Genomic DNA, 23,242 nt, shown 5'->3' on the forward strand with positions numbered 1-23,242 from the left:
GCATAACGACACTTCTGCCATGCGCTCGGTCACAACGAGGTAACAGCGGACCGACTTCTGCTTGACCCTCGTCAAAAGCGGTGCCACGGTCCCCCCATGCCAGTGACCGCCGTCACGTTCTGCGGCTCTCCCGGTGCCTGGCGCCCGGCTGCGCAGGGGGCCGCATGACCGCACCGACCGCTCCGCTGGTGCAGATGCGGGGCATCAGCAAGTCCTTCTTCGGCGTCGAGGTGCTCCACGGCGTCGACCTCGACCTGCACGCCGGCGAGGTGCACGCGCTGGTGGGCGAGAACGGCGCGGGCAAGTCCACGCTCATGAAGATCCTGGCCGGGGTGCACCCCGCCGACGCCGGCACCGTGACCCTCGACGGCCGGCCGATCCGGCTCAGCAACCCGCTCGAGGCCCAGCACCTGGGCATCTCCACCGTCTTCCAGGAGTTCAACCTCCTCCCCGAGCGGACCGTCGCGGAGAACGTCTTCCTGGGGCGGGAGCCCCGCCGGCGCGGCCTGGTCGACGTCCGCCGCATGGACCGGGACGCCGAGGCGCTGCTGGCCGACCTCGGCGTCTCGGGCATCTCCCCGCGGACCCCGGTGCGGTCGCTCTCGGTGGCCGAGCAGCAGGTGGTCGAGATCGTCAAGGCGCTCTCCCACGAGGCCCGCGTCATCTCCATGGACGAGCCCACCGCTGCCCTCGCCGAGCACGAGGTCGCGCTGCTCTACCGCCTGGTCCGGACCCTGCAGGACCGCGGCATCGCCGTCCTGTACGTCTCGCACCGCCTGAAGGAGATCTTCGACCTCTGCGACCGGATCACCGTCCTCAAGGACGGCTCCCTCGTCGACACCGTCCACGCCCGGGACATCACCCCCGACGACCTCGTCCGCAAGATGGTCGGCCGGGACCTCGGCGGCTACTTCCCCGACAAGGAGCCGGACGCGCGCACCGGCCCGGTGCGCCTGTCCGTGCGCGGCGGCGGGAACGCCTCCGTCGACGGCATCGACCTGGAGGTGCGCGCCGGCGAGATCGTCGGCCTCGCCGGCCTGCAGGGCAGCGGCCGCACCGAGATCGCGCACGCCCTGTTCGGCATCGCCCCCTTCACCCGGGGCGAGGTCCGCATCGACGGCACGCAGGTCTCCCCCCGCTCCCCCCGCCAGGCGGTGCGGGCCGGCCTCGCGCTCGTCACCGAGGACCGCAAGACCGAGGGGCTCGTGCTCAACCAGTCGATCCTCGCCAACGCCCGGCTGGTGCTCGACGCCGTGCTCCCCCGGCAGGGCCGGGCGCGGGCGCGCTCGGTCCCCGGGATCCTCTCCTCCCTGCAGCTCACGGCCCGGAGCGGCAGCCGCGAGGTGCGCTACCTCTCCGGCGGCAACCAGCAGAAGGTCGTGCTGGCCAAGTGGCTGGTCACCGATCCGGCCGTGATCGTGCTCGACGAGCCGACGCGGGGCATCGACGTGGGCGCCAAGCGCGCCGTCTACGAGGCGATGCGGCGGCTGTCGGCGCAGGGCGTGGCGATCCTGATGATCTCCTCGGAGCTGCCGGAGCTGATCGGCATGGCCGACCGCATCGTCGTCCTCCACGACGGCCGGATCGCCGGCACCGTGCCGGGCGGGGCCGACGAGGAGACCGTCATGGCCCTGGCCACCGGGGCGGCGACCGCCGGGGCGACGGCGTGACCGCCCTCCAGCAGGCCGGGACGGCGCAGGGCCCGGCCCCCGCCCGGCCGCGCAGCCGGCGGCCGCGGCTGACCACGACCGGCATCATCTGGTTGGCCTTCGCCGGCATCGCCGTCGTCGGCGCGGTGCTGGTCGGGCTCGCCGGGGAGAACCTGCTCGCCGGCACGAACGTGATCGACATGCTGACCCGCACCAGCGTGCTGGGGTTCATCGCGATCGGGCAGACCTTCGTCATCCTCTGCCGGAGCCTGGACCTGTCGGTCGGCTACGTGGCCGCCCTGAGCAGCCTGGTCGGGGCCACCACGATGGCCGGGCAGGAAGGGCGCCTGGTGCTCGGGATCGGCGCCGCGCTGCTCGTGGCCTGCGCCGTGGGCCTGGTCAACGGCCTGGTCATCACCAAGCTGAAGGTGAACCCGTTCATCGCCACCCTCGGGATGGCGCTGATCATCCAGGGCTACCTCGACACCCGGTACCAGGGGCCCGCGGGTGCGGTCCCGGACTCCTTCCAGGCCTTCGGCTACACCCGCATCGGGGTCGTCCCGCTCTCCACCGCGGTGCTGCTGCTCCTCGCCGTCGCGGCCGCCGTCTTCCTGCGGCGCACCCGCACCGGCTACGCGATGTTCGCCGTCGGGGGCAACGACGAGGTCGCCCGGCTGTCGGGGATCCGCACCGACCGCACCCTCGTCGTCGCGCACGTGCTCTCCGCCGCGCTCGCCGGCGTGGCCGGGCTGCTGCTGGCCTCCCGGTTCAGCACCGGCGTCGGTGCCCAGATCTACGGCGCCGGCTACGACCTGGAGTCGATCGCGGCGGTGGTCCTCGGCGGCACGCTGCTCATGGGCGGCCGCGGCGGCATCGCCGGCACGCTCGCCGGCGTCCTCATCCTGGCCCTGCTGGACACGATCTTCCGCATCCTCGAGATCGACCCGTTCGTACGCGACGTGCTCCGCGGCCTCGTGATCATCATCGCCGTCGCCATCTACGCCCGGCGTCAGATCGACCGGCGCGGCAACCTCGCCCGCTTCGGCCCGGGCGGGCACCCCCCGGAGCCCGCACCCGGCGCCGCGCCCACCGACCGGTCCGCGGAGGTCCGACCATGAGCACCACCGCCGCACCGACCGGGACGCCGCGACGCTCGTCGGCCGCGGGCTCGGCCCTGCTGCGCCTCTTCGGCGGCGGCACGCCGACGGTCTTCGCCCTGCTGGTGGTCGTCCTGGTGGCGATCACCGTGCTCAACCCGACCTTCGCCGAGCCTCCGTCGCTGATGGCGTTCCTCCGGGCCGCGGCGCCCCTGGTGATCCTCGCCATCGGCCAGTACTTCGTGATCGTGTCCGGGGAGTTCGACCTCTCCGTCGGCAGCCTCGTCGGCGCCCAGGTCGTGATCGCGGCCCGGCTCATCGACGGCGAGGAGAGCCGGACGTGGGGCGTCATCGGGCTGATGCTGGTCTTCGGCGTCCTCGTCGGCGTGGTCAACGGGCTGATCACCACCGTCCTCCGGGTGCCGTCGTTCATCACGACCCTCGGGATGATGCTGATCCTCGCCGGCGCGGTCCGGTTCTGGACCGGCGGGGCGCCGACCGGGGCGCTGTCGGAGAGCTTCCGGCAGTGGGGCCGCACCGGCATCGACCTGCCGGTGGTCCGCCAGCTGCCCTACGCGCTGCTCGTGATGATCGTGATCGGCGTCGCCGCCGTCCTGCTGATGCGGGCGCCGTTCGGGCGCACCCTGATGGCCGCCGGTGACAACGCCACGGCCGCGCAGTTCTCCGGCGTCCGCGTCTGGCGGGTCCGGACGACGGCGTTCGTCCTCTCCAGCACCCTGGCGACGATCGCCGCGATCCTCATCGGGGGCTTCGCCGGGGTGACCGCGCAGGTCGGGCAGGGCCTCGAGTTCACCGCCATCACCGCGGTCGTGCTCGGCGGCATCGTCCTGGGCGGCGGCCGCGGCTGGGTCGTGGCCGCCATGGCCGGGGCCCTGACCTACCAGGCCATCGAGCGGCTGTTCACCCAGCTGGCCCTGCCCACGACGGCCCGGCCGGCGCTGCAGGGCGTGATCATCATCGCCGCCGTCGCCTACGCCGCTCGGGCCGGCGTCCTCCGGCCGGCGACGCCGCCGCTGGACGTGCCCACCGAGGACACCCCCGGGGCGGACCCGTCGTCGCGCGCGGCGACCTCCGCCGCCGGTCCGGCCCCGGGACGCGACGCGTCCCCCTGACCCACCGTCCCCGACCCCGTACCGCCCGCACGACCGGCTCGACCGAGCCGGACTCACCGAGGAGGAACCTTGCGCGGCACCAAGACGACACTCGCCTGTCTCGCTGCGGCGAGCCTGGTCCTGACGGCGTGCTCGACCGACGCGCCCACCGATGCGGCCGGGTCCGGGGGCAGCGCCTCCGGCGGCGGGGAGGGCGCCTCGGAGGGCGAGTTCTTCGTCCGGGAGGACTACGAGCGCCAGCTGGCCCAGCGCGACATCGAGCCCACGGGCGACCCCAGCCAGCCGTGGCTGCAGGCGATCGAGCCGGAGATGGTCGACACCACGCAGTACGCGTCGGACGGGGGGCCGGCGACCGTGTGCTTCTCCAACGCCTCGGTCTCCAACCCCTGGCGGGTCACCGGCTTCATCACCATGCAGCAGCAGGTGCAGGTCTTCCAGGAGTCCGGGCAGATCGGTGAGTTCCGCGTCTCCGACGCCGGGGACGACGACAACAAGCAGATCTCCGACATCGAGGCGTTCGTCCGCTCCGGCGACTGCGACGCGATCATCATCTCGCCGTCGACCACGGCCACCCTCACCCCCGCGGTCGAGGCGGCCTGCGACAGCGGCGCGCCGGTGATCGTCTTCGACCGCGGCGTCAACACCGACTGCCCGGTGACCTTCATCCACCCGATCGGCGGCTACGCCTACGGGGCCGACGGCGCGGAGTTCCTGGTCGAGAACCTCGAGCCCGGCAGCACGGTGCTGGCCCTGCGGATCCTCCCCGGCGTCGACGTCCTGGAGAACCGGTGGGCCGCGGCGCAGGAGATCTTCGCCGACAGCGAGCTGGAGGTGCTCGGCGACGAGTTCACCGGCGGCGACGCCGCGCAGATCAAGGACATCGTCACGCAGTACCTGCAGCGCGGCGAGGTCGACGGCATCTGGATGGACGCCGGGGACGGCGCCGTGGCGGCGATCGAGGCCTTCGAGGACGCGGGCCAGGACTACCCGGTCATGGTCGGCGAGGACGAGCTGAGCTTCCTGCGCAAGTGGGAGGAGACCGGCATGACCGCGATCGCGCCGGTCTACTCGAACTTCCAGTGGCGCACGCCCATCCACGCCGCCGTGCAGATCCTCGCCGGCCAGCAGGTGCCCTCCGAGTGGGTGCTGCCGCAGGAGCCGATCACCGAGGACGACCTCGCCGAGTTCCTCGAGGCCAACGCGGACATGCCCAGCCTGCACTACGCCAAGTTCGGCGGCGAGGACCTCCCGGGCTTCCCCGACGCCTGGATCAACCGCGACTGAGCGACGCGGCGACACCGGCCGCGGGGACGGGGCACGCGCCCCGTCCCCGCGGTCGTCCGTCGGACGACCGACAACGGACCGAGGAGAGGCCCGGCGATGCAGCGGAGCATCGGCGTCAACACGTGGGTGTGGACGTCCCCCCTGACCGACGAGGCCCTGGCCGAGCTCGCCCCCCGGGTGCGCGGCTGGGGTTTCGACGTCATCGAGCTGCCCGTCGAGGACGTCGGCGACTGGGATCCGGTGCGCGCCCGGGCCCTGCTGGACGACCTGGGCCTGACCGCCACCGTCTGCCTGGTGATGGCGCCGGGACGGGACCTCGTCGCGGCCGACCCGGCGGACGTGCGGCGCACCCAGGACTACCTGCGCGGCGTCGTCGACACCGCGCACGCCGTCGGCGCGACCGCCGTGGGCGGGCCGGCCTACGCGGCCACCGGCCGCACCTGGCGGATGACCCCCGCCGAGCGCGAGGCCACGTACGGCGAGCTGGCCACCGCGCTGTCCCCCGTCGTCGACCACGCCCTGGCCGCCGGCGTGCGCCTGGGCGTCGAGCCGCTCAACCGGTACGAGACCTCGGTGCTCAACACCGTCGACCAGGCCTTGCACGCGCTGGACCCGCTGCCGGTCGAGGGCTGCGGCCTGCTGCTGGACCTGTACCACATGAACATCGAGGAGCAGGACGTGTCCGCGGCGATCCGCCGCGCCGGGCCGCGGATCGCGCACGTGCAGGTCTGCGCCAACGACCGCGGCGCCCCCGGGGCCGACCACCTCGACTGGCCGGCGATCCTCGCGGCCCTCGACGACGCCGGCTACGCCGGGCCGCTGTGCATCGAGTCGTTCACCGCGGAGAACGCCAGCATCGCGACCGCCGCCTCGATCTGGCGCCCGCTGGCCGTCACCCAGGACGCCATCGCGGTCGACGGGCTCGCCCACCTGCGGCGGCTGACGGCCGGCTGAGCCGTGGGCGCCCCGGCTCAGCCGGCTCCGGCGGCCACCTCGCGCAGCACGCCCGCGACCGCGCCGGGGTGGGTCTGCACCGTCATGTGCACCGCCCCGGGCACCTGCACCAGCCGGCCGCGCGGCGCGGCCGCCGCCACCGCCGCGGCCCACCCGGCGTCGCACAGCCGGTCGCGGGTGCCGCGCACGACCACCACCGGCACCGCCACGGCGGCCAGCCGTTGCCGGATCTCGTCCGGCGCCGCCGCGCGCCACAGCGCCGCCATCGCCCGCGGGCCGGTGGTCAGCCACTGCGCCAGCACCAGCGGCACCTGCCACCAGGGCTCGCGCAGCGCCGTCCCCAGCCAGCGGCGCACCAGCCCGCCGGGCCGGCGCAGCCGCGGATCGGTGGTCGGCCCGAGCAGCACGACGGCCCGCACCCGCGGGTCGGCCGCGGCGGCCGCCACCACCTGACAGCTCTGCGAGTGCCCGGCCAGCACCAGCGGCCCCGGGCCCAGCCGCTCCCGCAGCTGCGCGGCCAGCCGGTCGAGCGGGGGCACCGGCGCGCGCCGTCCCATCCCCGGCAGCAGGACCACGTCGGCGGGCAGCAGCGCGCGCAGCCGCGCGGAGGAGCGCCCGTCCAGCCCGAGGCCGGGGACGAGCACCACCCGGAGGGGGAGGTCGGGCACGTCCCCACTCAACCCGAGGCCTGCGTGAGCCGCTGTCCGGTGGGTAGGAGGTTCCTGTGTCCCGGATCGCCTGCGGGTCGGCCGTGCACGAGCAGCAGCGAGTGGGAAGATGAGGTCATCATGACGACATCACGAGAGACGTACACCAGCGCCAACCCGACCGGGCGGCCGCGTGTCGTCATCGTGGGCACCGGCTTCGGCGGGCTGTTCGCCGCCAAGGCCCTCAAGCGTGCCGACGTCGACGTCACGATCATCGGCAAGACCAGCCACCACCTGTTCCAGCCCCTGCTCTACCAGGTGGCCACCGGGATCCTCTCCGAGGGCGAGATCGCCCCGGCGACCCGCGAGATCCTGCGCAGCCAGCGCAACGCCCGGGTGGTGCTGGGCGAGGTCGTCGACATCGACCTGGCCGCGCAGACGGTCACCTCCACCGTGCTGGGCCGGCGCACCGTGCACGCCTACGACGAGCTGATCGTCGCCGCGGGCGCGGGCCAGTCCTACTTCGGCAACGACCACTTCGCCGAGTTCGCCCCCGGCATGAAGAGCATCGACGACGCCCTGGAGCTGCGCGGGCGCATCTTCGGCGCCTTCGAGCTGGCCGAGCTCGCCACCGACCAGGCCGAGATCGACCGGCTGCTCACGTTCGTCGTCGTCGGCGCCGGCCCCACCGGGGTCGAGATGGCCGGCCAGATCGCCGAGCTCGCGCACCGCACGCTGCGCCGCGACTTCCGCTCGATCGACCCGGCCCAGGCGCGGATCATCCTGCTGGACGCCGCACCCAAGGTGCTGCCCTCCTTCGGCGAGAAGCTCGGCGACCGCGGCCGCCGGCAGCTGAACAAGATCGGCGTCGAGGTGCAGCTCGGGGCGATGGTCACCGGCGTCGACGCCAACGGCCTGTCGGTCAAGGACGGCGACGGCACGGTCCGCCGCATCGAGGCCGCCACCAAGATCTGGGCGGCCGGCGTCCAGGCCTCTCCGCTGGGCAAGATGCTGGGCGAGCAGTCCGGCGCCGAGGTCGACCGCGCCGGGCGGGTCTCCGTCCAGCCCGACCTCACCCTCCCCGGGCACCCCGAGGTGCACGTGGTCGGCGACATGATGAGCCTGGACCGGCTGCCCGGCGTCGCGCAGGTGGCCATCCAGGGCGGCAAGTACGCCGCCGAGGCCATCAAGCGGCGGCTGGCCGGCAAGCCCGCCCAGAAGCCGTTCTCCTACTTCGACAAGGGCTCGATGGCGACGATCTCGCGGTTCTCCGCGGTCGCCGACATCGGGAAGTTCAAGTTCGAGGGCTTCATCGCCTGGGTGCTCTGGCTGGTCGTGCACCTCATGTACATCGTCGGCTTCAAGAGCCGGGTCACCACGGTGCTGCACTGGCTGGTCAGCTTCCTGGGCCGCGGCCGGTCCCAGCGGGTGGCCACCCAGCAGCAGGTCTACGGCCGGCTGGCCCTGGAGCAGCTGGGGCCGGACTTCTCGGTCTCCAAGACCGGCGGTCCGCACGCCGCGGCGCAGCCGACCGAGGACGTCACCGAGCGCCGCTCGGCCTAGCCGCTCCCCGGCCGTCCGAGCCCTGGGCCCGGCCCGAGCACACCGCTCAGGCCGGGCCCAGCCAGCTCTCCAGGGCCGCGCCGACCAGTTCCGGGGTCACCACGTGCCCGCCGTCGAACTCGTCGTAGGTCACCTCGTAACCGGCGCCGGTCAGGGTCTGCACCACCCGGCGCCCGCACCGGTCGACCGGGAGCACCCGGTCGGCCACGCCGTGCGAGATCCAGATCCGGGGCCGGCCCCGCTGCCGCGGGGGCGCCGCGAACCCGGGCGAGAACGCCAGCACCGCCTCGAACAGGTCGCCGTTGGCCAGCCCCATCGACAGCGCGTACGACGCGCCGTCGGAGAACCCGCCGAGCCCCACCCGGGCGACCGGCTCCCGGTCGAACACCGCGCCCAGTGCGGCGTCGAGGACGGCGACGTCGCGGCCCGGACCGCCGGCGATCAGGTCCCAGGTCGAGGCGCGCGAGCTGGTGGCGAGCACGGTCACCCCGCGCCGGCCCGCGACGTCGGCGACCGCGGCGACGCTCTGCTGGGCCGTGCCGCCGGCGCCGTGGCAGAAGACCAGCAGCGGCCGCGGCGCCGGCCGGCCCTCCGGCACCACGACGAGCGCATCGGCGACCGCCCCGAGGTCGAGGGCCGAGGTCCCCGGCGGGAGGGGTGGGCCGGCCGGGGTGGCCGACGGGCGGCTGTCCAGCCGGCCCTCCGCCGCCCTGCGCACCGGATCCCGCTCAGCCGGCCGAGCCGGGCTCGGCCATCTTCGAGTGCGCCGCGGACTTCAGCTTGTCGGGCAGCACCGAGTTCGCCGCGGCCTGCGCCTTGGTGAGCAGCGAGCCCGCGACCACCTTGTCCTTGCCGGCCATGAGCGCCGCGAAGCCCTGCTCGGCCACCTGGGCCGGGTCGTCCTTCGGGCCCTGGCCGAGCTTGGTGTCCTCGAGGTCGCCGCGGTCGAAGAACTCGGTGTCGGTCGGGCCGGGCATGAGCGAGGTGACGGTGACCCCGGTGTCGCGCAGCTCGGTTGCCAGCGCCTCGGCGAAGGACTGCAGGAAGGACTTCGAGGCGTTGTAGACGGCCTGGTACGGGCCGGGCATCGTCGAGGCGATCGACGAGGTGATCAGCACCCGCCCCTCGCCCCGCCCGGCCATCTCCCGGACGACGTGCTTGGCCAGCCGGACGGTCGAGGTCACGTTCAGGTCGATGATGGCCTGCTCGTCGGCGATGTCGTTGTCGACGAAGGCGCCGCCCTCCCCCACGCCGGCGTTGAGCGCCGCCGCGGCCAGCGGCCGGCCGGTGGCGGTGACCGCGGCGTACAGGGTGTCGACGCCCTGGTGCGTGCGCAGGTCGACCTGCACCGGCGCGACGGACACGCCCTCGCTGCGCAGCTGCTCGGCGGCGGAGGCCAGTTCGAGGTCCTCGGCGGCGATCACGAGGTCGAAGCCGTTGCGGGCGAACTGCCGGGCGAGCTCCAGGCCGATGCCGCTGGAGGCGCCGGTCACGAGGGCGAGGGGGTTCGGGGAGGTCATGGCGGCTCCGGTACCCGCGGGTCCGCGGGAGCACGCCTCGGGCTCACCCGGCCGCGCCCTCCCGCACCACCGCCGCGGCCACCGCCCGCGGGTCGCCGGTGCGCCGCAGCACCGCCCGCTGCCGGGTCGCCGAGGTGCCGCGGGCCAGCAGCTGCTCGGCCAGCGCGGCCACCTCGCCGTCCTCCCCGTGGCGGGCGAGGTCCGCGGCCAGCTCGTCCAGCAGCGCCCGCACCGCGTCGACGGCCGGCACCAGCACGCCGCGCACCGGGTCGAACAGCTCGCCGGTCAGGCCGTGCCGGGCGGCCCGCCAGCGCGCCGCCCGCAGCAGCTCGGGCCGGGGGTCGGGCGGCGGCTCGCCCCGCTGCACCCGCCCGGCGAGCACCCGCACCAGCGAGCGCACGAGGGCGGCGTGCAGGACGGCGTCGTCCAGGCTGGTGCAGACGTCGGCCAGCCGGAACTCCAGGGTCGGCAGGTGCGCCGACGGGCGCAGGTCCCAGTACAGGTGGGAGGCGTCGCCGATGACGCCGGAGGCGACCAGCCCGTCCACGACCTCCCGGTAGCGCTGCGCCGTCCCGAGCCGCTCCGGCGGTCCGGCGACCGGCCAGCGCGACCAGATCTGGGTGCGGAAGCTGTCGTAGCCGGTGTCGACGCCCTCGTGCAGCGGCGAGCTGCCGGTCATGGCCAGCAGCACCGGCAGGTGCGGCCGGGCGTGGTCGAGGACGGCGACCGCGGTCGCCAGGTCGGGGACGCCGACGTGCACGTGGCAGCCGCAGATGTCCTGCTCGCGGGCGAGCGCCGCCCACCGGGTCACCATCGCCGTGTAGCGCGGGCCGTCGGTGACCTGCTGCTCGCGCCAGGTGCTGAACGGGTGCGTGGAGGCCGGCAGCAGCACCAGCCCGGCCCGGCCCGCCGCCGCGGCGGCCTCGGCGCGGGCGGCCGCCAGCTCGGCGCGCACCTCGGCCAGCGTCCGGCACACGCCGGTGACGGTCTCCAGCTGGGTGGTGCTGATCTCGGCGTGCAGCCGCCCGCCGGCCCGGCCGGCGAGCGCGTCGGCGACCAATCCGGAACTGCTGCTCAGCGCGAACGTCTCCGGGTGGACCAGGTGGTACTCCTCCTCGACGCCCAGGGTGGCGCCCGCCTCGGGAGCGGGTCGGGGACGACCGGAGGGGGTTGCAGTCTCCACGCTCGCTCCCGGGGAAGGGGGTGGCCGGCGGTTCGCTCGCCCGCCGACGCTACGGCGGCCGGGGCGCCGGTCGCGACCCCGCGGGCCACACGCGTCGCGGCGCCGGTCTCCCCCGTTGGAGCGGGATGGACCCGCCGCGGGTTGGGCAGTCCCTGGGTGCTGCCGATGTTGCCAGCGACCGACGGGAGGAGCAGGACATGGACGGGGACCGGCCCGCGGGCGTCGGCCTGCTCGCCCTGCTGTACGCGGTGAGCGGCGCGCTCTGCGCCGGCGGCGCGATGTCGCCGATGTCCTCGCGCACCCCCGTGGCGCTGCTCTGGGCGCTGGCCGCCGTCGGCTTCGGCGGGGCCGCCCTGCTGGCGGCGCTGCGCCACCGGCTCTCCACCACCGGCGTGCACGCCGCGGTCTTCCTCGTCTCGGCGCTGATCGCGCTGCTGGCCTGGCGCTCGGCGACCGCCGTCGGCATCGTCGGGCTGAGCCCGGCCATGGTGGCGATCGGCTTCTTCGCCGCCCACTTCCTCAGCGCACCGGCGGCCCGCGTGCACGTCGGGCTGCTGCTGGCCATGACCACCGCCGGGGCGGCCGCGGCGGCCCCCGGCGGCTTCGCCAACGCGTGGATCGCCGTGGTGGTCAGCACCGCGGCCATGGCCGAGGCGCAGGCGCGGATCGCCGGCCGGCTGCACACCGCCGCGGCCACCGATCCGCTCACCGGCCTCGCCAACCGCCGCGCCTGGGAGGCCGAGGCCGCCCGCAGCCTGGCGCACGCGGCGCGCACCGGCGAGCCGCTGACCGTCGCCGTCCTCGACCTCGACGGGTTCAAGGAGATCAACGACGAGGACGGGCACAGCGCCGGCGACCTGCTGCTGCAGTCGCTGGCCCGGCAGTGGAGCGGCGAGCTGCGCGGCGCCGACCTGCTCGGCCGCTACGGCGGCGACGAGTTCGTGCTGTGCCTGCCCGGCACCGACGCACGGTCGGCCGGCGAGCTGCTCACCCGGCTGCACGCCAGCCACCCGGCGGCGTGGTCTGCGGGTACCGCCACCGCCCGGCCCGAGGACAGCCTGCACGACGTCCTGGTCCGCGCCGACGAGGACCTCTACCGCCACAAGCGCAGCCGCATCCGCTGACCGCGGACCGCCTCAGCCGCGCCGCCAGTCGTCGCTGTCCAGGTGCGAGCCGGCCATGGGGCCCATCTGCAGCATGCCGCCGTCCACGGCCCACGACGCGCCGGTGACGTAGCCGGCCGCCGGCGAGGCCAGGAAGGCCACGGTGGCCGCGACCTCCCGGGCGTCGCCCGGCCGCCGCAGCGGCACGCCGGGGCGCTCGTGCCCGGGCGCCGTCGGGTCCTCGTCCTCCTGGCCGGTCATCGCCGTGGCGATCTCCCCGGGCGCGACCGCGTTGACCGTGATGCCGTGCTCGGCCAGCTCCAGCGCGGCGACCCGCGTCAGCAGCCCCAGCCCGCCCTTCGCCGCGCAGTAGGCGGCCGCGCCGACCCGCGGCGCGTGCTCGTGCACGCTGGTGATGTTCACGATCCGCCCGCCCCGGCCGGCGGCCACCATGCGCCGCGCGGCGCGCTGCAGGCAGAGGAACGCCCCGTCGAGGTCGGTGGCCAGCACCTCGCGCCACGTGGCCAGGTCCAGCTCCAGCAACGGCGTCATGTGCCCGGTGCCGGCGTCGTTGACCAGCACGTCCAGGCCGCCGAGGGCGTCGGCGAGCTCGTCGACGACGTCGGCCGCCTCCGGCAGCCGGGTGAGATCCAGGTGGCGCAGCTCGGCCCGCCGGCCCAGGGCCCGCACCTGCTCGGCGGTGGCCGCGCCCGCGGCCTCGTCGCGGTACCAGGTCACCCCCACGTCGCAGCCCTGCTCGGCCAGGGCGACCGCGACCGCCCGCCCGATGCCCGACTCCGACCCCGTGACGACGGCGACCCGCGCCGGCTCCGCTGCCATGGGCCCACGCTAGGGAGCGCCGGACTCCTCCGCAGCCGCAGCGGCGCGCGCCAGCCGCCCGGCCCAGCTCCGCAGCTCCGCGGCGAACTCCGGCGGCGCGACGACGGCGAACTCCGCGCCCAGCCCGCCGAGGGCGAACACCGCCCACTCGAGGGCATCGGACTCCATCCGCACCCGGCAGCCCCCCGTGCCGTCGTCCTCCACCGCGGCCCAGCGGCCGATCCGTGCCCGCACCTCCTCCGCCGGTGCGCGCACGTCGGCCTCCACCACCGTGGTCGAGCGCCACGTCATGCCGGCGCGGACGAAGGCGGCGGCGTCCTCGGCCGGCAGCGGGCGGGGGGCGAACCGGGCGCCGGTGGACCGCGGGCCGGCGAGCCGGTCGAGCCGGAAGCTGCGCCAGTCGCCGCGGTGCAGGTCGTAGGCGACCAGGTACCAGCGGCGGCCGAGCGGCACCAGCCGGAACGGCTCGACCAGGCGCTCGGAGGCCGTGCCGTCACCGGCGGTGTAGCCGAAGGCCAGCCGCTCGGTGTCGCGGCAGGCCGAGGCCACGGTGGTCAGGACGCCGGGATCGACGGTCGGCCCGCCGCCGGGCCACGGCGCGGCGACGGTGACCGCGCGCAGGGCGTCGGCCCGCCGGCGCAGCCGGGGCGGGAGCACCGGCACCACCTTGGCCAGCGCCCGCACCGCCGACTCCCCCATGCCGGCGACCGCGGCCTGCGCCGCCGTGTGCAGGCCGACGGTCAGCGCGACGGCCTCGTCGTCGTCGAGCACCAGCGGGGGCAGCGCCGCGCCGGCCGCCAGCCGGTAGCCGCCGGCCACCCCGGGGGCGGCCTCGACCGGGTAGCCGAGGTCGCGCAGCCGGTCGACGTCCCGCCGGAGCGTGCGCAGCGAGACGCCGAGCCGGCCGGCCAGCTCGGCACCGGGCCAGTGCCGGCGGCCCTGGAGGAGGTCGAGCAGGTGCAGCGTGCGGCTGCTGGTGTCGGACACGGATCGAGATTCTCGCCCATTGCGGTCAGGATCTGTCGCCGATGGCCGGGAGCATGGGTGCACCGGATCCCGACGACGGAAGGCACTCCCCATGAGCACCTCCACCGCCACCCTGGCCACCGAGCGCGCCGACCTGCTGGAGACGCTGCGCGCGCACCGGCACTTCCTGCGGCACACCGTCCAGGGCCTGACCGACGAGCAGGCCCGGCTGCGCCCGACGGCCAGCGAGCTGACCCTCGGCGGCCTGGTCAAGCACGTCGCGCACACCGAGGCCGGCTGGGCGCGGTTCGTCGTCGAGGGCACCGAGGCGATGGCCACCCCCACCGACGACGCCGGGTTCCAGGCGTGGGCCGACGAGTTCCGGATGCTGCCGGGCGAGACGCTGGCCGGCATCCTCGAGCACTACGAGGAGGTCGCCCGCCGCACCGACGAGCTGGTCGCCACCCTTCCCGACCTCGACGCGGCGCACCCGCTGCCGGAGGCCCCGTGGTTCGAGCCGGGCGCGACCCGCACCGCGCGGCGGGTGTTCCTGCACATCGTCGCGGAGACCGCCCAGCACGCCGGGCACGCCGACATCCTGCGGGAGTCCATCGACGGGCAGAAGACGATGGGGTGAGCGGCGCTCAGCCGTCCTCGAGCCCGGCCAGCCGCTCGCGGGCCCGCTCGAGGGCGGCCGCGGCGTCGCGGGCCGACCGATCGGCCGTGGCACGGCGCCGCTCGGCCCGCTTGAGCTCGGTCGCGGCGTCGGTCGCCGCCTGCTCGGCCCGCTCGAGCTCGGCGGCGAGCTCCTCGACCCGCTCCCGGGCGGCGGTCCGCCGCCGGTCCAGCTCGGCGACCGACCGGCGCTCCTCCTCCGCGGCCTCCTCCGCCTCGGCGGCCAGGGCCTCGGCCTCCTCGACCGCCGCCCGGGCCTCGGCCAGCTCCCGGCGCCGCTGCTCCTCGGCCGCGCGCCGGGCCTCCTCCTCGCGGGCCCGCCGCTCGGCCTCCTCGCGGGCCCGCCGGTCGGGATCGGCGCGCGGGGCGCGGGCCGGGGCGCGCCGCTCGCGCGGCGGGGGCTCGGGCACCAGCTCCAGGTGCGGGCGGGAGATGCCGGTGACGCCGCCGAGCCCGCTGTAGCTCATCGGCGAGGTGAGCCGGCCCTCGAGGAGGGCCGCGCCGGCCTCGGGGTCGGCCAGCGCGGCCCGCAGCGTCTCCTCGACCTGCCCGGCGACGGCGGTGCTCACCGCGTGGCCGCGCTCGCGGGCCCGCACCGAGGCCTGCCGGGTCAGCGCCGACAGCAGCTGCGAGCGCTGGCGGTTCAGCGCGCGCAGCTGGTCGCCGGCCAGGCTGTCCTGCGCCTCCCGCAGCAGGTCGCCGAGCTCGATCAGCGACTCGATCTCCTCGCGGTGCGCCCGCACCAGCAGGTTGCACACCCAGGCCGCCGTCGACGGCTTGGGCAGGGCACCGATCGCCTTGGCCAGCGCGCGGTCACCCTCGGCCCGCGCCTGCTGCTGCCGCTCGGTGCGGACGGCGACGAACTCCTCCGGCGGCACCTCGTACAGCTCGTCGGCGACCTCCTCGAGCTCCACGCGGCGCCTCCCCTCGCCGGCCGGCGGCCGGTCACCCCGCGTTCGTAGCACCCGCGGGCAGGCAGCACGACGCGTCGCAGCAGCTGCCGTCGTCGGGAGCGGGCCCGCGCGGCGCCTCCCGCACCCCCTCGAGGTCGGGCCGGGCGTCGCCGGTCACGGCGTAGACCTCCCAGGGCTCACCGCCGGGGGCGGTCACCCAGACCTTGTCCTGGACGGCGTAGCAGCACGTCGTCCCCTCCTCGACGCGCGTGGCCAGCCCCTCCCCGGCCAGCCGCCCGGCCGCCGCGGCGACGTCGGCCGGCGCCGGCACCTCGACGCCGAGGTGGTCCAGCGCCGTCGGCCGCCCGGGCTCCCCCTCGAGGAGGACCAGCTTCAGCGGCGGCTCGTCGAGGGCGAAGTTGGCGTACCCGGGGCGGCGCTTGGCCGGCGCCGCGCCGAAGAGGCGGCGGTAGAAGTCGACGGCGGCGTCGAGATCGGCGACGCGGAGGGCGAGCTGGACACGGGACACGGGAACCTCCTCGGAACGACATCGACGGACGTCGATGTCCGGGGAGGGTGGCCCTCCATATCGACGTCTGTCAATATGACCGACGTCGATGGACCGAGGAGGACCCGTGGCCGACGAGCCGCCCTGCTGCACACCGCTGACCGGCACCGCCATGAGCCAGGCCGAGGCGGAGCGGCTCGTGCCGCTGCTCAAGGCCCTGGCCGACCCGGTGCGGCTGCGCCTGGTCAGCCTGATCGCCGCGAGCGCCGGCGGCGAGGCCTGCGTGTGCGACCTCAACGCCGCCTTCCCCCTCACCCAGGCCACGATCAGCCACCACCTCAAGGTGCTGCACTCGGCCGGGCTGCTCGACCGCGAGAAGCGGGGCGTGTGGGTGTACTACGCCGTGCGGCCGGCCGCGCTGGCCGCCGTCGGCACCCTCTTCGACACCGCGGTGCCCGCGTGAGCGACGCCGTCCGGGAGACCGCCCGGACCGACGTCCCGGCCGACGCCCCCGTCCTGCAGCGGCTGTCGACCCTCGACCGGTTCCTCCCGGTGTGGATCCTGCTCGCCATGGCGCTCGGTCTGGGCCTGGGCCGCTGGGTGCCCGGCCTGGACGACGCGCTCGCCGCCGTCGAGGTGGGCTCGGTCAGCCTGCCGATCGCCCTCGGCCTGCTGGTGATGATGTACCCGGTGCTGGCCAAGGTGCGGTACACCGAGCTGGGCCGGGTGACCGCCGACCGGCGGCTGCTGGGCGCGAGCCTGGTGCTCAACTGGGTGCTCGGCCCGGCGCTGATGTTCGCCCTGGCCTGGCTGCTGCTCCCCGACCTGCCGGAGTACCGCACCGGGCTGGTGGTCGTCGGGCTGGCCCGGTGCATCGCGATGGTGCTGGTCTGGAACGACCTGTCCTGCGGCGACCGCGAGGCCGCGGCGGTGCTGGTGGCGCTGAACTCGGTCTTCCAGATCGTCGCGTTCGCCGCGCTCGGCTGGTTCTACCTGCAGGTGCTGCCCGGCTGGCTGGGGCTGCCGACCACCTCGGCGGAGTTCAGCGTCGGCGCGATCGTCGTCAGCGTCCTGGTGTTCCTCGGCATCCCGCTGCTGGCCGGGTTCCTCACCCGCACGCTCGGCGAGCGGGCCCGCGGCCGGGACTGGTACGAGGAGCGGCTGCTCCCCCGCATCGCGCCGCTCGCGCTGTACGGCCTGCTGGTCACGATCGTGCTGCTGTTCGCGCTGCAGGGTGAGGCGGTCACCTCCCGCCCCGGCGACGTCGCCCGCATCGCGCTGCCCCTGCTGGCCTACTTCGTGCTGATGTTCGGCGGGTCGTTCCTGCTCGGGCTGCGGCTGCGGCTGGGCTACGCGCGCACCGCCACGCTGGCCTTCACCGCGGCCGGCAACAACTTCGAGCTGGCCATCGCCGTCTGCATCGGCACCTTCGGCGTGAGCTCCGGCCAGGCGCTGGCCGGCGTCGTCGGGCCGCTCATCGAGGTGCCGGTACTGGTCGCCCTCGTCTACGTCGCGCTGCGTGCGCGGCGCCGTCTGGTCCCGGAGGCCTCGCGATGACCCCCACCGTCCTGTTCGTCTGCGTGCACAACGCCGGCCGCTCCCAGATGGCCGCCGCCCTCCTGGACGCGCACGCCGCCGGCCGGGTGCGGGTGCTGTCCGCGGGGTCGGCGCCGGCCGACGCGGTCAACCCCGCCGTGGTCGAGGCGATGGCCGAGCTGGGGCTGGACCTGTCGCGGGAGTTCCCGAAGCCGCTGACCACCGGCGCCGTCGAGGCCGCGGACGTGGTCGTCACGATGGGCTGCGGCGACGCCTGCCCCGTCTTCCCCGGCACCCGCTACCTCGACTGGCAGCTCGCGGACCCGGCGGGCCGCGACGTCGACGCCGTCCGGCCGATCCGCGACGAGATCGACCGCCGGGTCCGCGAGCTGCTGGCCGAACTGGTCGGCTGACCGCCGCTCAGGCGGTGCGGGCGCCCTGCCACAGGTCGATGCCGGCGTCGACGGCGTGCCGGTCGATCGCGGTGAGCTCCTCGTCGGTGAACTCCAGCTGGTCCAGGGCCGCGACGTTCTGCTCCAGCTGCGCCACGCTGCTGGCCCCGATGAGCACGCTGGTCACCCGCGGGTCGCGCAGCGCCCAGGCCAGCGCCATCTGCGCGAGCTCCTGACCGCGCTGCCGGGCCATCTCCCCCAGCGCCCGCACGTGCGTCAGCGCCTCGTCGGTGAGCAGGTCGGGCGAGAGCGACTTGCCCTGGCTGGCGCGCGAGCCCTCGGGCACGCCGTCGAGGTACTTGCCGGTGAGCATGCCCTGGGCCAGCGGCGAGAACGCGATGCAGCCGGCGCCGACGTCGGCGAGGGTGTCCAGCAGCCCCTCGGTCTCGATCCAGCGGTTGAGCATCGAGTACGAGGGCTGGTGGATCAGCAGCGGCGTGCCCAGGTCGGCGAGGATCGCCGCGGCGCGGCGGGTGTCGGCCGGCGAGTACGACGAGATGCCGGCGTACAGCGCCCGGCCGGAGCGGACGGCGGTGTCGAGCGCGCCCATCGTCTCCTCGAGCGGCGTGGTCGGGTCCGGCCGGTGGGAGTAGAAGACGTCGACGTAGTCCAGCCCCATGCGGGCCAGCGACTGGTCGAGGCTGGCCAGCACGTACTTGCGCGACCCGCCGCCCTGGCCGTACGGGCCCGGCCACATGTCCCAGCCGGCCTTGGTGGAGATCACCAGCTCGTCGCGGTACGGGCGGAAGTCGTCGCGCAGGTGCCGGCCGAAGTTGGTCTCGGCACTGCCGTAGGGCGGGCCGTAGTTGTTGGCCAGGTCGAAGTGCGTGATGCCCAGGTCGAAGGCACGGCGGAGCACGGCCCGCTGCCGGTCCAGCGGGACGTCGTCCCCGAAGTTGTGCCAGAGGCCCAGGCTGATCGCCGGGAGGTCCAGGCCGCTGCGGCCGGTCCGGCGGTAGGTCATGGAGTCGTAGCGGTCGTCGGATGCCTGGTAGCCCATGCGCCCATCGTCCCCGGCGGGCCGCGGAAAGGCCCGCCGGCACCGGGACGGCGCTACGTTCGACCCCCCGTCCCGGGAGGTCCCCGTGCCCCTCGTCGCGCTGATCGTGGTCCTGCTCGTGGTGTGGCTGGCCGTCGCCGTCATCGGCGCGCTGCTGCAGGGGCTGTTCTGGCTGGTGGTCGTCGGGGCCGGTCTGTTCCTGCTCACCGCGGCGTTCGGCTGGGCCCAGCGGAACTCGCGCCGCTGAGCCCAGCCGCCGCGGTCAGTGCTGCCGGCTGAACGGCCCCTGGATCGCCAGCACGTAGCCGTCCGCCTGGATGCCGACGAACAGCGTCTTGCGGTCCGGCGAGAACGTCGGCCCGGCCAGCTCCGAGTCGCTGACGTCGTTGCGCGCGAAGACGAAGGTCTGCCCCGCGCTGTTGGAGCCCAGCAGGTGCTGGGCGCCGTCGCCGTCCTCGGCGATGATCAGCCCGCCGTAGGGCGAGACGGTGATGTTGTCGGGCCCGTCCGGGTCGCCGTCCTGGTCGTCGGGCGTGTAGGCGAACCGCAGCTTCAGCGTGACGGTCTCGGCCAGCGGGTCGTAGAACCACACCTGGCCGTCGTGGGACCGGGCACTGCCGTCCCCACCGGCGCCCGACCGGGCGAACGAGCTGACGAAGTAGGCGCCGCCGTCGCCCCACCACATGCCCTCGAGCTTCCGGCTGCGGGTCACCTGGGCGTCGGTGAACTGCTTGCGGGTCGAGGTGGTGCGCGCGTCGCGGTCGGGGACGACGACCCACTGCGCCGAGTACGTCGTGCCGATCGCCTCGGCGATGGAGAGGTCGGGCACGTGCGTGCCCCGGTCGTTGGCGGCGAGCGCCTCGAGGACGCCGTCGGTGGGGCCGAGCCGCTTCAGCGAGCCCGCGCCCAGCGGCACCGCGGAGGCCGGCGGCGTCCACCGGTAGAGCAGGCCGTTGGGGTTGCTCGCGTCCTCGGTCAGGTACAGCCGGGAGGTGTCGGGGTCGACGACGACCGCCTCGTGGGCGTACCGGCCCAGCGCCTTGATCGGCTGGGGCGAGCGGTTGGCCTGCCGGTCGTAGGGGTCGACCTCGAAGACGTAGCCGTGGTCCTGGGTCAGCGGGCCGTACCAGCCGGCGGCGCCGCGGCGGGCCTCGGTCTCCTCGCAGGAGAGCCAGGTGTTCCACGGGGTGCGGCCACCGGCGCAGTTGTTGAGCGTGCCGGCCAGGCTCACGTACTCGGTGAGCCGGTTGCCCTGCTGGTCGACCTCCACGGTCGTGGTGCCACCGCCGGCGCCCGCGTCGTACACGAGCCCGTCCAGCGCCGGGACGGCGAACGGCTCCTTGCCCGCGCCCGAGCCGCCGACCTCGTGGTTGTAGACCAGCACGCTGCCCTGACCGCCCGGGCGGGCGAAGGCGGCGGCGCCGTCGGGGTCGGACGGCGTGGGCTGCCCGGACTCCAGCACCGTCTCGCCGGCGTGCGCGACGACGGTGTAGCTGAAGCCCGGCGGCAGCGACAGGATGCCGCGCGGGTCGCGGACGAGGGCGCCGTAGCCGATCGGGCGGCCCGGCTGCCCGCCCGGCGCGGCGGCGGCGACGTCGGCGCCGAAGATCGTGTCGACGCTCCCGACGAGGGCGACGCCGAGGCCGGCCAGCGCGGAGCGGGAGAGGAACGAGCGGCGGGAGACCTGGGCCGGGGTCGGCTCGGTGGTGGTCATCGGTGGTGCTCTCCAGGGTTCGGCGGGTGGTTCCGCCGAGCACCCTCCGTGCCGGAGGTGACCGGCGGCCGACGTCCGGGCGAGCAGCCGGTGACCACCTCTCGACGCGCGCCGGGCCCGGCTACCCGAGGACGGCGCGCGCCTGCGCCGGGGCGAGCAGCCGGAAGTCGTCGCCCGGCCAGCGCTCCCCCTGCACGATCAGCAGCGAGTGCCCCAGGTCGGCCACGGCGGCGAGGCCCTCGGCGCGCCGGTGCAGCCAGCGGACGAACGGGGCGCCGTCGACGGTCAGCACGCCCTGCTCCCACACACCGGGATCGCCGAGCCTCCCGGCGACCTCGTCGCCGGTGTCGCCGGCGGCATGGATGCGCCGGCGCACCTCCTCGCGCGGCAGGCCCGCGGGGATCTGCTGCAGGAGCAGGTCGAGGACGGCGGTGCCCGCCGCGCCCGCGCGGTCGGGGTCCAGCGTCCACCCGGCGCCGTCCGGGAGGGGCCGGCAGCCACGGCGGGCCAGGGTGCGCACCGACCACCCGGGGAGCACCCCGTCGGGCGCGACCGGGGCGACGGTGACGTCCTCCCAGCACGTGGGGTCGCCCTCACCCGGCGGCCCGTAGCCGCCTCCGACCGCCTCGAGCCGCTCGGTCGCGGCGGCCGGGACGAGCACCGGGATGTCGAGCCCGGTCAGCGGGATGCCCATCCGCCCGGTCTACCGGCCGGCCGCGCCGGGCGCGACCGCGGCGGGCCTAGGCTGGAGCCGTCCCGCCCCGCCTCCCGAGGGAGACCCCGTGCTGCTGCGCCTGATCGGACTCCTGCTGGTCGTCTGGCTGGTGGTGGCGATCGTCGGCGCCGTCATCAAGGGCCTGTTCTGGCTGACCGTGGTCGCCGTCGTGCTGTTCCTGGGCACCGCCGCCTACGGCTGGCTCCGGAACGACCACCGGGTCTAGCCGGTCCCGGTCCCCGCCACGAGCACTGTGCGCCTGGGGACCGGTTTCGCCGTCGAACGGTCACTGGGCGCACAGTTCCTGCGGCACAACCGCCGGAGTGCGCCGCCAGGACGAGGTCAGCCCTCGTCGCCGGTCGCCACCACGCGGGCGAGCAGGGCGCGCAGCGTCTCCCGCTCCTCGGCGCTGAGCGCGCGCAGCCGCCGGCGGTTGTCCTCGTCGGCGCGCTCGGCCGCACGGGCGCGCGCCACCCGCCCGGCGTCGGTGGCCACCACGAGCCGGGTGCGCCGGTCGGTCGGGGACGGACGGCGCTCCACCAGGCCGGCGGCGGCGAGGTCGTCGACCAGCAGCACCACCTGGCTGGGGTCCAGGCCCAGCACGGAGGCGAGCTCCCGCTGGGACGTGCCCTCCGGGGTGTCGGCGGCCAGCGCCAGCACCGAGTACTGCCGCACGCGCAGCCCCTCGGCCGCCAGCGCGGCGTTCGCACCCCGGACCATCAGCCCGCTGGCGCGGGACAGCAGGTAGCCGAGGTCGTCGGTGAGCGGGGTCGAATCCATGCGGACCTCAATCATTGACAACCTCCACGATTCGAGCCTAGCGTCCCGGGCATCGGCGCGGCAGCCCCTCGTCCGGGTGCGGCCGGCCCCCTGATCGAGTCCCCCGAGGAGAGCTGCGTGGATCTGTCCGGCAAGGTCGCCATCGTCACCGGCAGCGGGCGGGGCCTCGGCCTCGCGTACGCCCAGGAGCTGGCCCGCGGCGGCGCGGCCGTCGTCGTCAACGACGTCGACCCGGCCGTCGCCGAGGCCGCCGTCGCGAGCATCACCGAGGCCGGCGGCACCGCGGTCGCCGAGGTCGTCGCCGTCGGCACCTCCGAGGCCGCCCAGGCGCTCGTCGACCGCGCCGTCGCCGAGTTCGGCCGTCTCGACGTCCTGGTCAACAACGCCGGGATCCTGCGCGACACCACGCTGTGGAAGATGACCGACGAGCAGTTCGACGCGGTCATCAGCACCCACCTGCGCGGCACCTTCACCTGCACCCGCGCCGCGGCGATCCGCATGCGCGAGCAGGGCGACGGCGGCCGCATCATCTGCGTCGGCTCCCCCACCGGCCAGGTCGGCAACTTCGGCCAGACCAACTACGCCGCGGCCAAGGCCGGCATCGTCGGCATGGTCCGCACCTGGGCCATGGAGCTGGCCCGCGCCGGCATCACCGTCAACGCGATCGTCCCGGTCGCGGCCACCGCGATGACCGAGACCGTGCCCTCCCTCAAGCCCTACGTCGACGCGCTGCAGGCCGGCGAGCCGCTGCCGGCCTTCGCCCGCCAGGAGCTGGGCTTCGGCTCGCCGCAGGACGCCGCCGGCCTGGTCGGCTTCCTCGCCTCCGACGCGTCCGCCGGCATCTCCGGCCAGGCCATCGGCATCGGCGGTGACCGCCTGGCGCTGTGGAGCCACCCGAGCGAGGTCGTCGTCGAGTTCGCCGACGGCACCGGCTGGTCGGCCGACGCGATCGCCGGCGTGTGGGAGGAGAAGTTCGCCGGCTCGCTGCAGACGGTGGGCCAGCAGCTGCCGGAGCCCCCCAAGTGACGGG

General features: G+C 75.3%; 26 protein-coding genes. 14 read left to right on the top strand and 12 right to left on the bottom strand.

Features of this window, described 5'->3' with window-relative positions; genetic code table 11:
• Nucleotides 1–164 precede the first annotated feature (164 nt).
• The 5 genes from ACI79R_RS19895 (at nucleotide 165) to ACI79R_RS19915 (ending at nucleotide 6,117) form a co-directional block, all read left to right on the top strand.
• Entirely contained in the window at nucleotides 165–1,670 is a 1,506-nt protein-coding gene (locus ACI79R_RS19895) for a sugar ABC transporter ATP-binding protein (protein ID WP_456575398.1), read from the top strand.
• Nucleotides 1,667–2,767, top strand: a complete 1,101-nt coding sequence (locus ACI79R_RS19900) for an ABC transporter permease (RefSeq protein ID WP_456575399.1) — start codon at nucleotides 1,667–1,669, stop codon at nucleotides 2,765–2,767. Before ACI79R_RS19895 ends, ACI79R_RS19900 begins: the two co-directional genes overlap by 4 nt.
• A complete protein-coding gene (locus ACI79R_RS19905; protein WP_456575400.1) occupies nucleotides 2,764–3,879 on the top strand; it encodes an ABC transporter permease in 1,116 nt (371 codons plus the stop codon). Before ACI79R_RS19900 ends, ACI79R_RS19905 begins: the two co-directional genes overlap by 4 nt.
• Before the next feature lie 69 nt (nucleotides 3,880–3,948).
• Nucleotides 3,949–5,163 carry a substrate-binding domain-containing protein gene (locus ACI79R_RS19910; RefSeq protein WP_456575401.1) on the top strand — a complete coding sequence of 405 codons (1,215 nt, stop codon included), beginning with the start codon at nucleotides 3,949–3,951 and terminating at the stop codon, nucleotides 5,161–5,163.
• Between the two features lie 96 nt (nucleotides 5,164–5,259).
• Nucleotides 5,260–6,117 (top strand): sugar phosphate isomerase/epimerase family protein, encoded by an 858-nt coding sequence (locus tag ACI79R_RS19915; RefSeq protein ID WP_456575402.1) that lies wholly within the window; start codon nucleotides 5,260–5,262, stop codon nucleotides 6,115–6,117.
• 17 nt (nucleotides 6,118–6,134) lie between these two features.
• On the opposite strand, the gene ACI79R_RS19920 is transcribed toward ACI79R_RS19915, so the two are convergent.
• A complete protein-coding gene (locus tag ACI79R_RS19920; RefSeq protein WP_456575403.1) occupies nucleotides 6,135–6,785 on the bottom strand; it encodes an alpha/beta fold hydrolase in 651 nt (216 codons plus the stop codon).
• Between the two features lie 120 nt (nucleotides 6,786–6,905).
• Here ACI79R_RS19920 and ACI79R_RS19925 point away from each other — a divergent pair, with 120 nt between their 5' ends.
• The gene (locus ACI79R_RS19925; RefSeq protein ID WP_456575404.1) at nucleotides 6,906–8,327 is read left to right on the top strand and encodes an NAD(P)/FAD-dependent oxidoreductase; all 1,422 of its coding nucleotides are present in this window, start codon (nucleotides 6,906–6,908) and stop codon (nucleotides 8,325–8,327) included.
• A 46-nt stretch (nucleotides 8,328–8,373) separates the two neighbouring features.
• Here ACI79R_RS19925 and ACI79R_RS19930 read toward each other — a convergent pair whose 3' ends face one another.
• From ACI79R_RS19930 to ACI79R_RS19940, 3 genes are read right to left on the bottom strand one after another with little or no spacing between them, the layout of a single operon-like run.
• Entirely contained in the window at nucleotides 8,374–9,045 is a 672-nt protein-coding gene (locus ACI79R_RS19930) for an alpha/beta hydrolase (RefSeq protein WP_456575405.1), read from the bottom strand.
• A gap of 10 nt (nucleotides 9,046–9,055) precedes the next feature.
• Entirely contained in the window at nucleotides 9,056–9,847 is a 792-nt protein-coding gene (locus ACI79R_RS19935) for an SDR family NAD(P)-dependent oxidoreductase (protein ID WP_456575406.1), read from the bottom strand.
• A gap of 43 nt (nucleotides 9,848–9,890) precedes the next feature.
• Entirely contained in the window at nucleotides 9,891–11,030 is a 1,140-nt protein-coding gene (locus ACI79R_RS19940; RefSeq protein ID WP_456575407.1) for a carboxylate-amine ligase, read from the bottom strand.
• Nucleotides 11,031–11,227: 197 nt separating this feature from the next.
• On the opposite strand from ACI79R_RS19940, the gene ACI79R_RS19945 reads away from it, so the two are divergent.
• Entirely contained in the window at nucleotides 11,228–12,154 is a 927-nt protein-coding gene (locus tag ACI79R_RS19945; RefSeq protein WP_456575408.1) for a GGDEF domain-containing protein, read from the top strand.
• A 12-nt stretch (nucleotides 12,155–12,166) separates the two neighbouring features.
• On the opposite strand, the gene ACI79R_RS19950 is transcribed toward ACI79R_RS19945, so the two are convergent.
• Together ACI79R_RS19950 and ACI79R_RS19955 are read right to left on the bottom strand one after the other, a co-directional pair.
• Nucleotides 12,167–12,973, bottom strand: a complete 807-nt coding sequence (locus ACI79R_RS19950; protein WP_456575409.1) for an SDR family oxidoreductase — start codon at nucleotides 12,971–12,973, stop codon at nucleotides 12,167–12,169.
• A gap of 9 nt (nucleotides 12,974–12,982) precedes the next feature.
• Entirely contained in the window at nucleotides 12,983–13,960 is a 978-nt protein-coding gene (locus ACI79R_RS19955) for a helix-turn-helix transcriptional regulator (RefSeq protein ID WP_456575410.1), read from the bottom strand.
• Nucleotides 13,961–14,051: 91 nt separating this feature from the next.
• Between ACI79R_RS19955 and ACI79R_RS19960 the strand changes: the two genes are divergently transcribed.
• Complete coding sequence (locus ACI79R_RS19960; protein ID WP_456575411.1) at nucleotides 14,052–14,576, top strand: DinB family protein; 525 nt, start codon at nucleotides 14,052–14,054, stop codon at nucleotides 14,574–14,576.
• A 7-nt stretch (nucleotides 14,577–14,583) separates the two neighbouring features.
• Here the strand turns inward: ACI79R_RS19960 and ACI79R_RS19965 are convergent, their stop codons facing one another.
• Entirely contained in the window at nucleotides 14,584–15,528 is a 945-nt protein-coding gene (locus ACI79R_RS19965) for a hypothetical protein (protein WP_456575412.1), read from the bottom strand.
• Between the two features lie 31 nt (nucleotides 15,529–15,559).
• Nucleotides 15,560–16,036: an ArsI/CadI family heavy metal resistance metalloenzyme gene (locus tag ACI79R_RS19970; RefSeq protein ID WP_456575413.1), complete on the bottom strand. Its 477-nt coding sequence runs from the start codon at nucleotides 16,034–16,036 to the stop codon at nucleotides 15,560–15,562.
• A 106-nt stretch (nucleotides 16,037–16,142) separates the two neighbouring features.
• Between ACI79R_RS19970 and ACI79R_RS19975 the strand changes: the two genes are divergently transcribed.
• Genes ACI79R_RS19975 through ACI79R_RS19985 form a run of 3 tightly spaced genes read left to right on the top strand, consistent with a single transcriptional unit; the run spans nucleotide 16,143 to nucleotide 17,964 of the window.
• Entirely contained in the window at nucleotides 16,143–16,478 is a 336-nt protein-coding gene (locus ACI79R_RS19975; RefSeq protein WP_456575414.1) for a metalloregulator ArsR/SmtB family transcription factor, read from the top strand.
• Nucleotides 16,475–17,572, top strand: a complete 1,098-nt coding sequence (arsB, locus tag ACI79R_RS19980; protein WP_456575415.1) for an ACR3 family arsenite efflux transporter — start codon at nucleotides 16,475–16,477, stop codon at nucleotides 17,570–17,572. The genes ACI79R_RS19975 and arsB overlap by 4 nt, the downstream gene beginning before the upstream one ends.
• Nucleotides 17,569–17,964, top strand: a complete 396-nt coding sequence (locus ACI79R_RS19985) for an arsenate reductase ArsC (protein WP_456575416.1) — start codon at nucleotides 17,569–17,571, stop codon at nucleotides 17,962–17,964. Before arsB ends, ACI79R_RS19985 begins: the two co-directional genes overlap by 4 nt.
• Before the next feature lie 7 nt (nucleotides 17,965–17,971).
• On the opposite strand, the gene mgrA is transcribed toward ACI79R_RS19985, so the two are convergent.
• Entirely contained in the window at nucleotides 17,972–19,003 is a 1,032-nt protein-coding gene (gene mgrA / locus ACI79R_RS19990; protein ID WP_456575417.1) for an L-glyceraldehyde 3-phosphate reductase, read from the bottom strand.
• A gap of 85 nt (nucleotides 19,004–19,088) precedes the next feature.
• Between mgrA and ACI79R_RS19995 the strand changes: the two genes are divergently transcribed.
• Complete coding sequence (locus ACI79R_RS19995) at nucleotides 19,089–19,250, top strand: hypothetical protein (protein WP_456575418.1); 162 nt, start codon at nucleotides 19,089–19,091, stop codon at nucleotides 19,248–19,250.
• Nucleotides 19,251–19,265: 15 nt separating this feature from the next.
• On the opposite strand, the gene ACI79R_RS20000 is transcribed toward ACI79R_RS19995, so the two are convergent.
• Nucleotides 19,266–20,717, bottom strand: coding sequence for an alkaline phosphatase PhoX (locus ACI79R_RS20000; RefSeq protein ID WP_456575419.1), 1,452 nt, complete (start codon nucleotides 20,715–20,717; stop codon nucleotides 19,266–19,268).
• 121 nt (nucleotides 20,718–20,838) lie between these two features.
• Complete coding sequence (locus tag ACI79R_RS20005) at nucleotides 20,839–21,411, bottom strand: hypothetical protein (protein WP_456575420.1); 573 nt, start codon at nucleotides 21,409–21,411, stop codon at nucleotides 20,839–20,841.
• 88 nt (nucleotides 21,412–21,499) lie between these two features.
• Between ACI79R_RS20005 and ACI79R_RS20010 the strand changes: the two genes are divergently transcribed.
• Nucleotides 21,500–21,658 carry a hypothetical protein gene (locus tag ACI79R_RS20010; RefSeq protein WP_456575421.1) on the top strand — a complete coding sequence of 53 codons (159 nt, stop codon included), beginning with the start codon at nucleotides 21,500–21,502 and terminating at the stop codon, nucleotides 21,656–21,658.
• A gap of 116 nt (nucleotides 21,659–21,774) precedes the next feature.
• On the opposite strand, the gene ACI79R_RS20015 is transcribed toward ACI79R_RS20010, so the two are convergent.
• The gene (locus ACI79R_RS20015; RefSeq protein WP_456575422.1) at nucleotides 21,775–22,212 is read right to left on the bottom strand and encodes a MarR family winged helix-turn-helix transcriptional regulator; all 438 of its coding nucleotides are present in this window, start codon (nucleotides 22,210–22,212) and stop codon (nucleotides 21,775–21,777) included.
• Between the two features lie 117 nt (nucleotides 22,213–22,329).
• Here ACI79R_RS20015 and ACI79R_RS20020 point away from each other — a divergent pair, with 117 nt between their 5' ends.
• Entirely contained in the window at nucleotides 22,330–23,238 is a 909-nt protein-coding gene (locus tag ACI79R_RS20020) for an SDR family NAD(P)-dependent oxidoreductase (RefSeq protein WP_456575423.1), read from the top strand.
• Nucleotides 23,239–23,242 lie beyond the last annotated feature (4 nt).

The sequence above is a fragment of the Blastococcus sp. SYSU D00820 genome, from assembly GCF_054050695.1.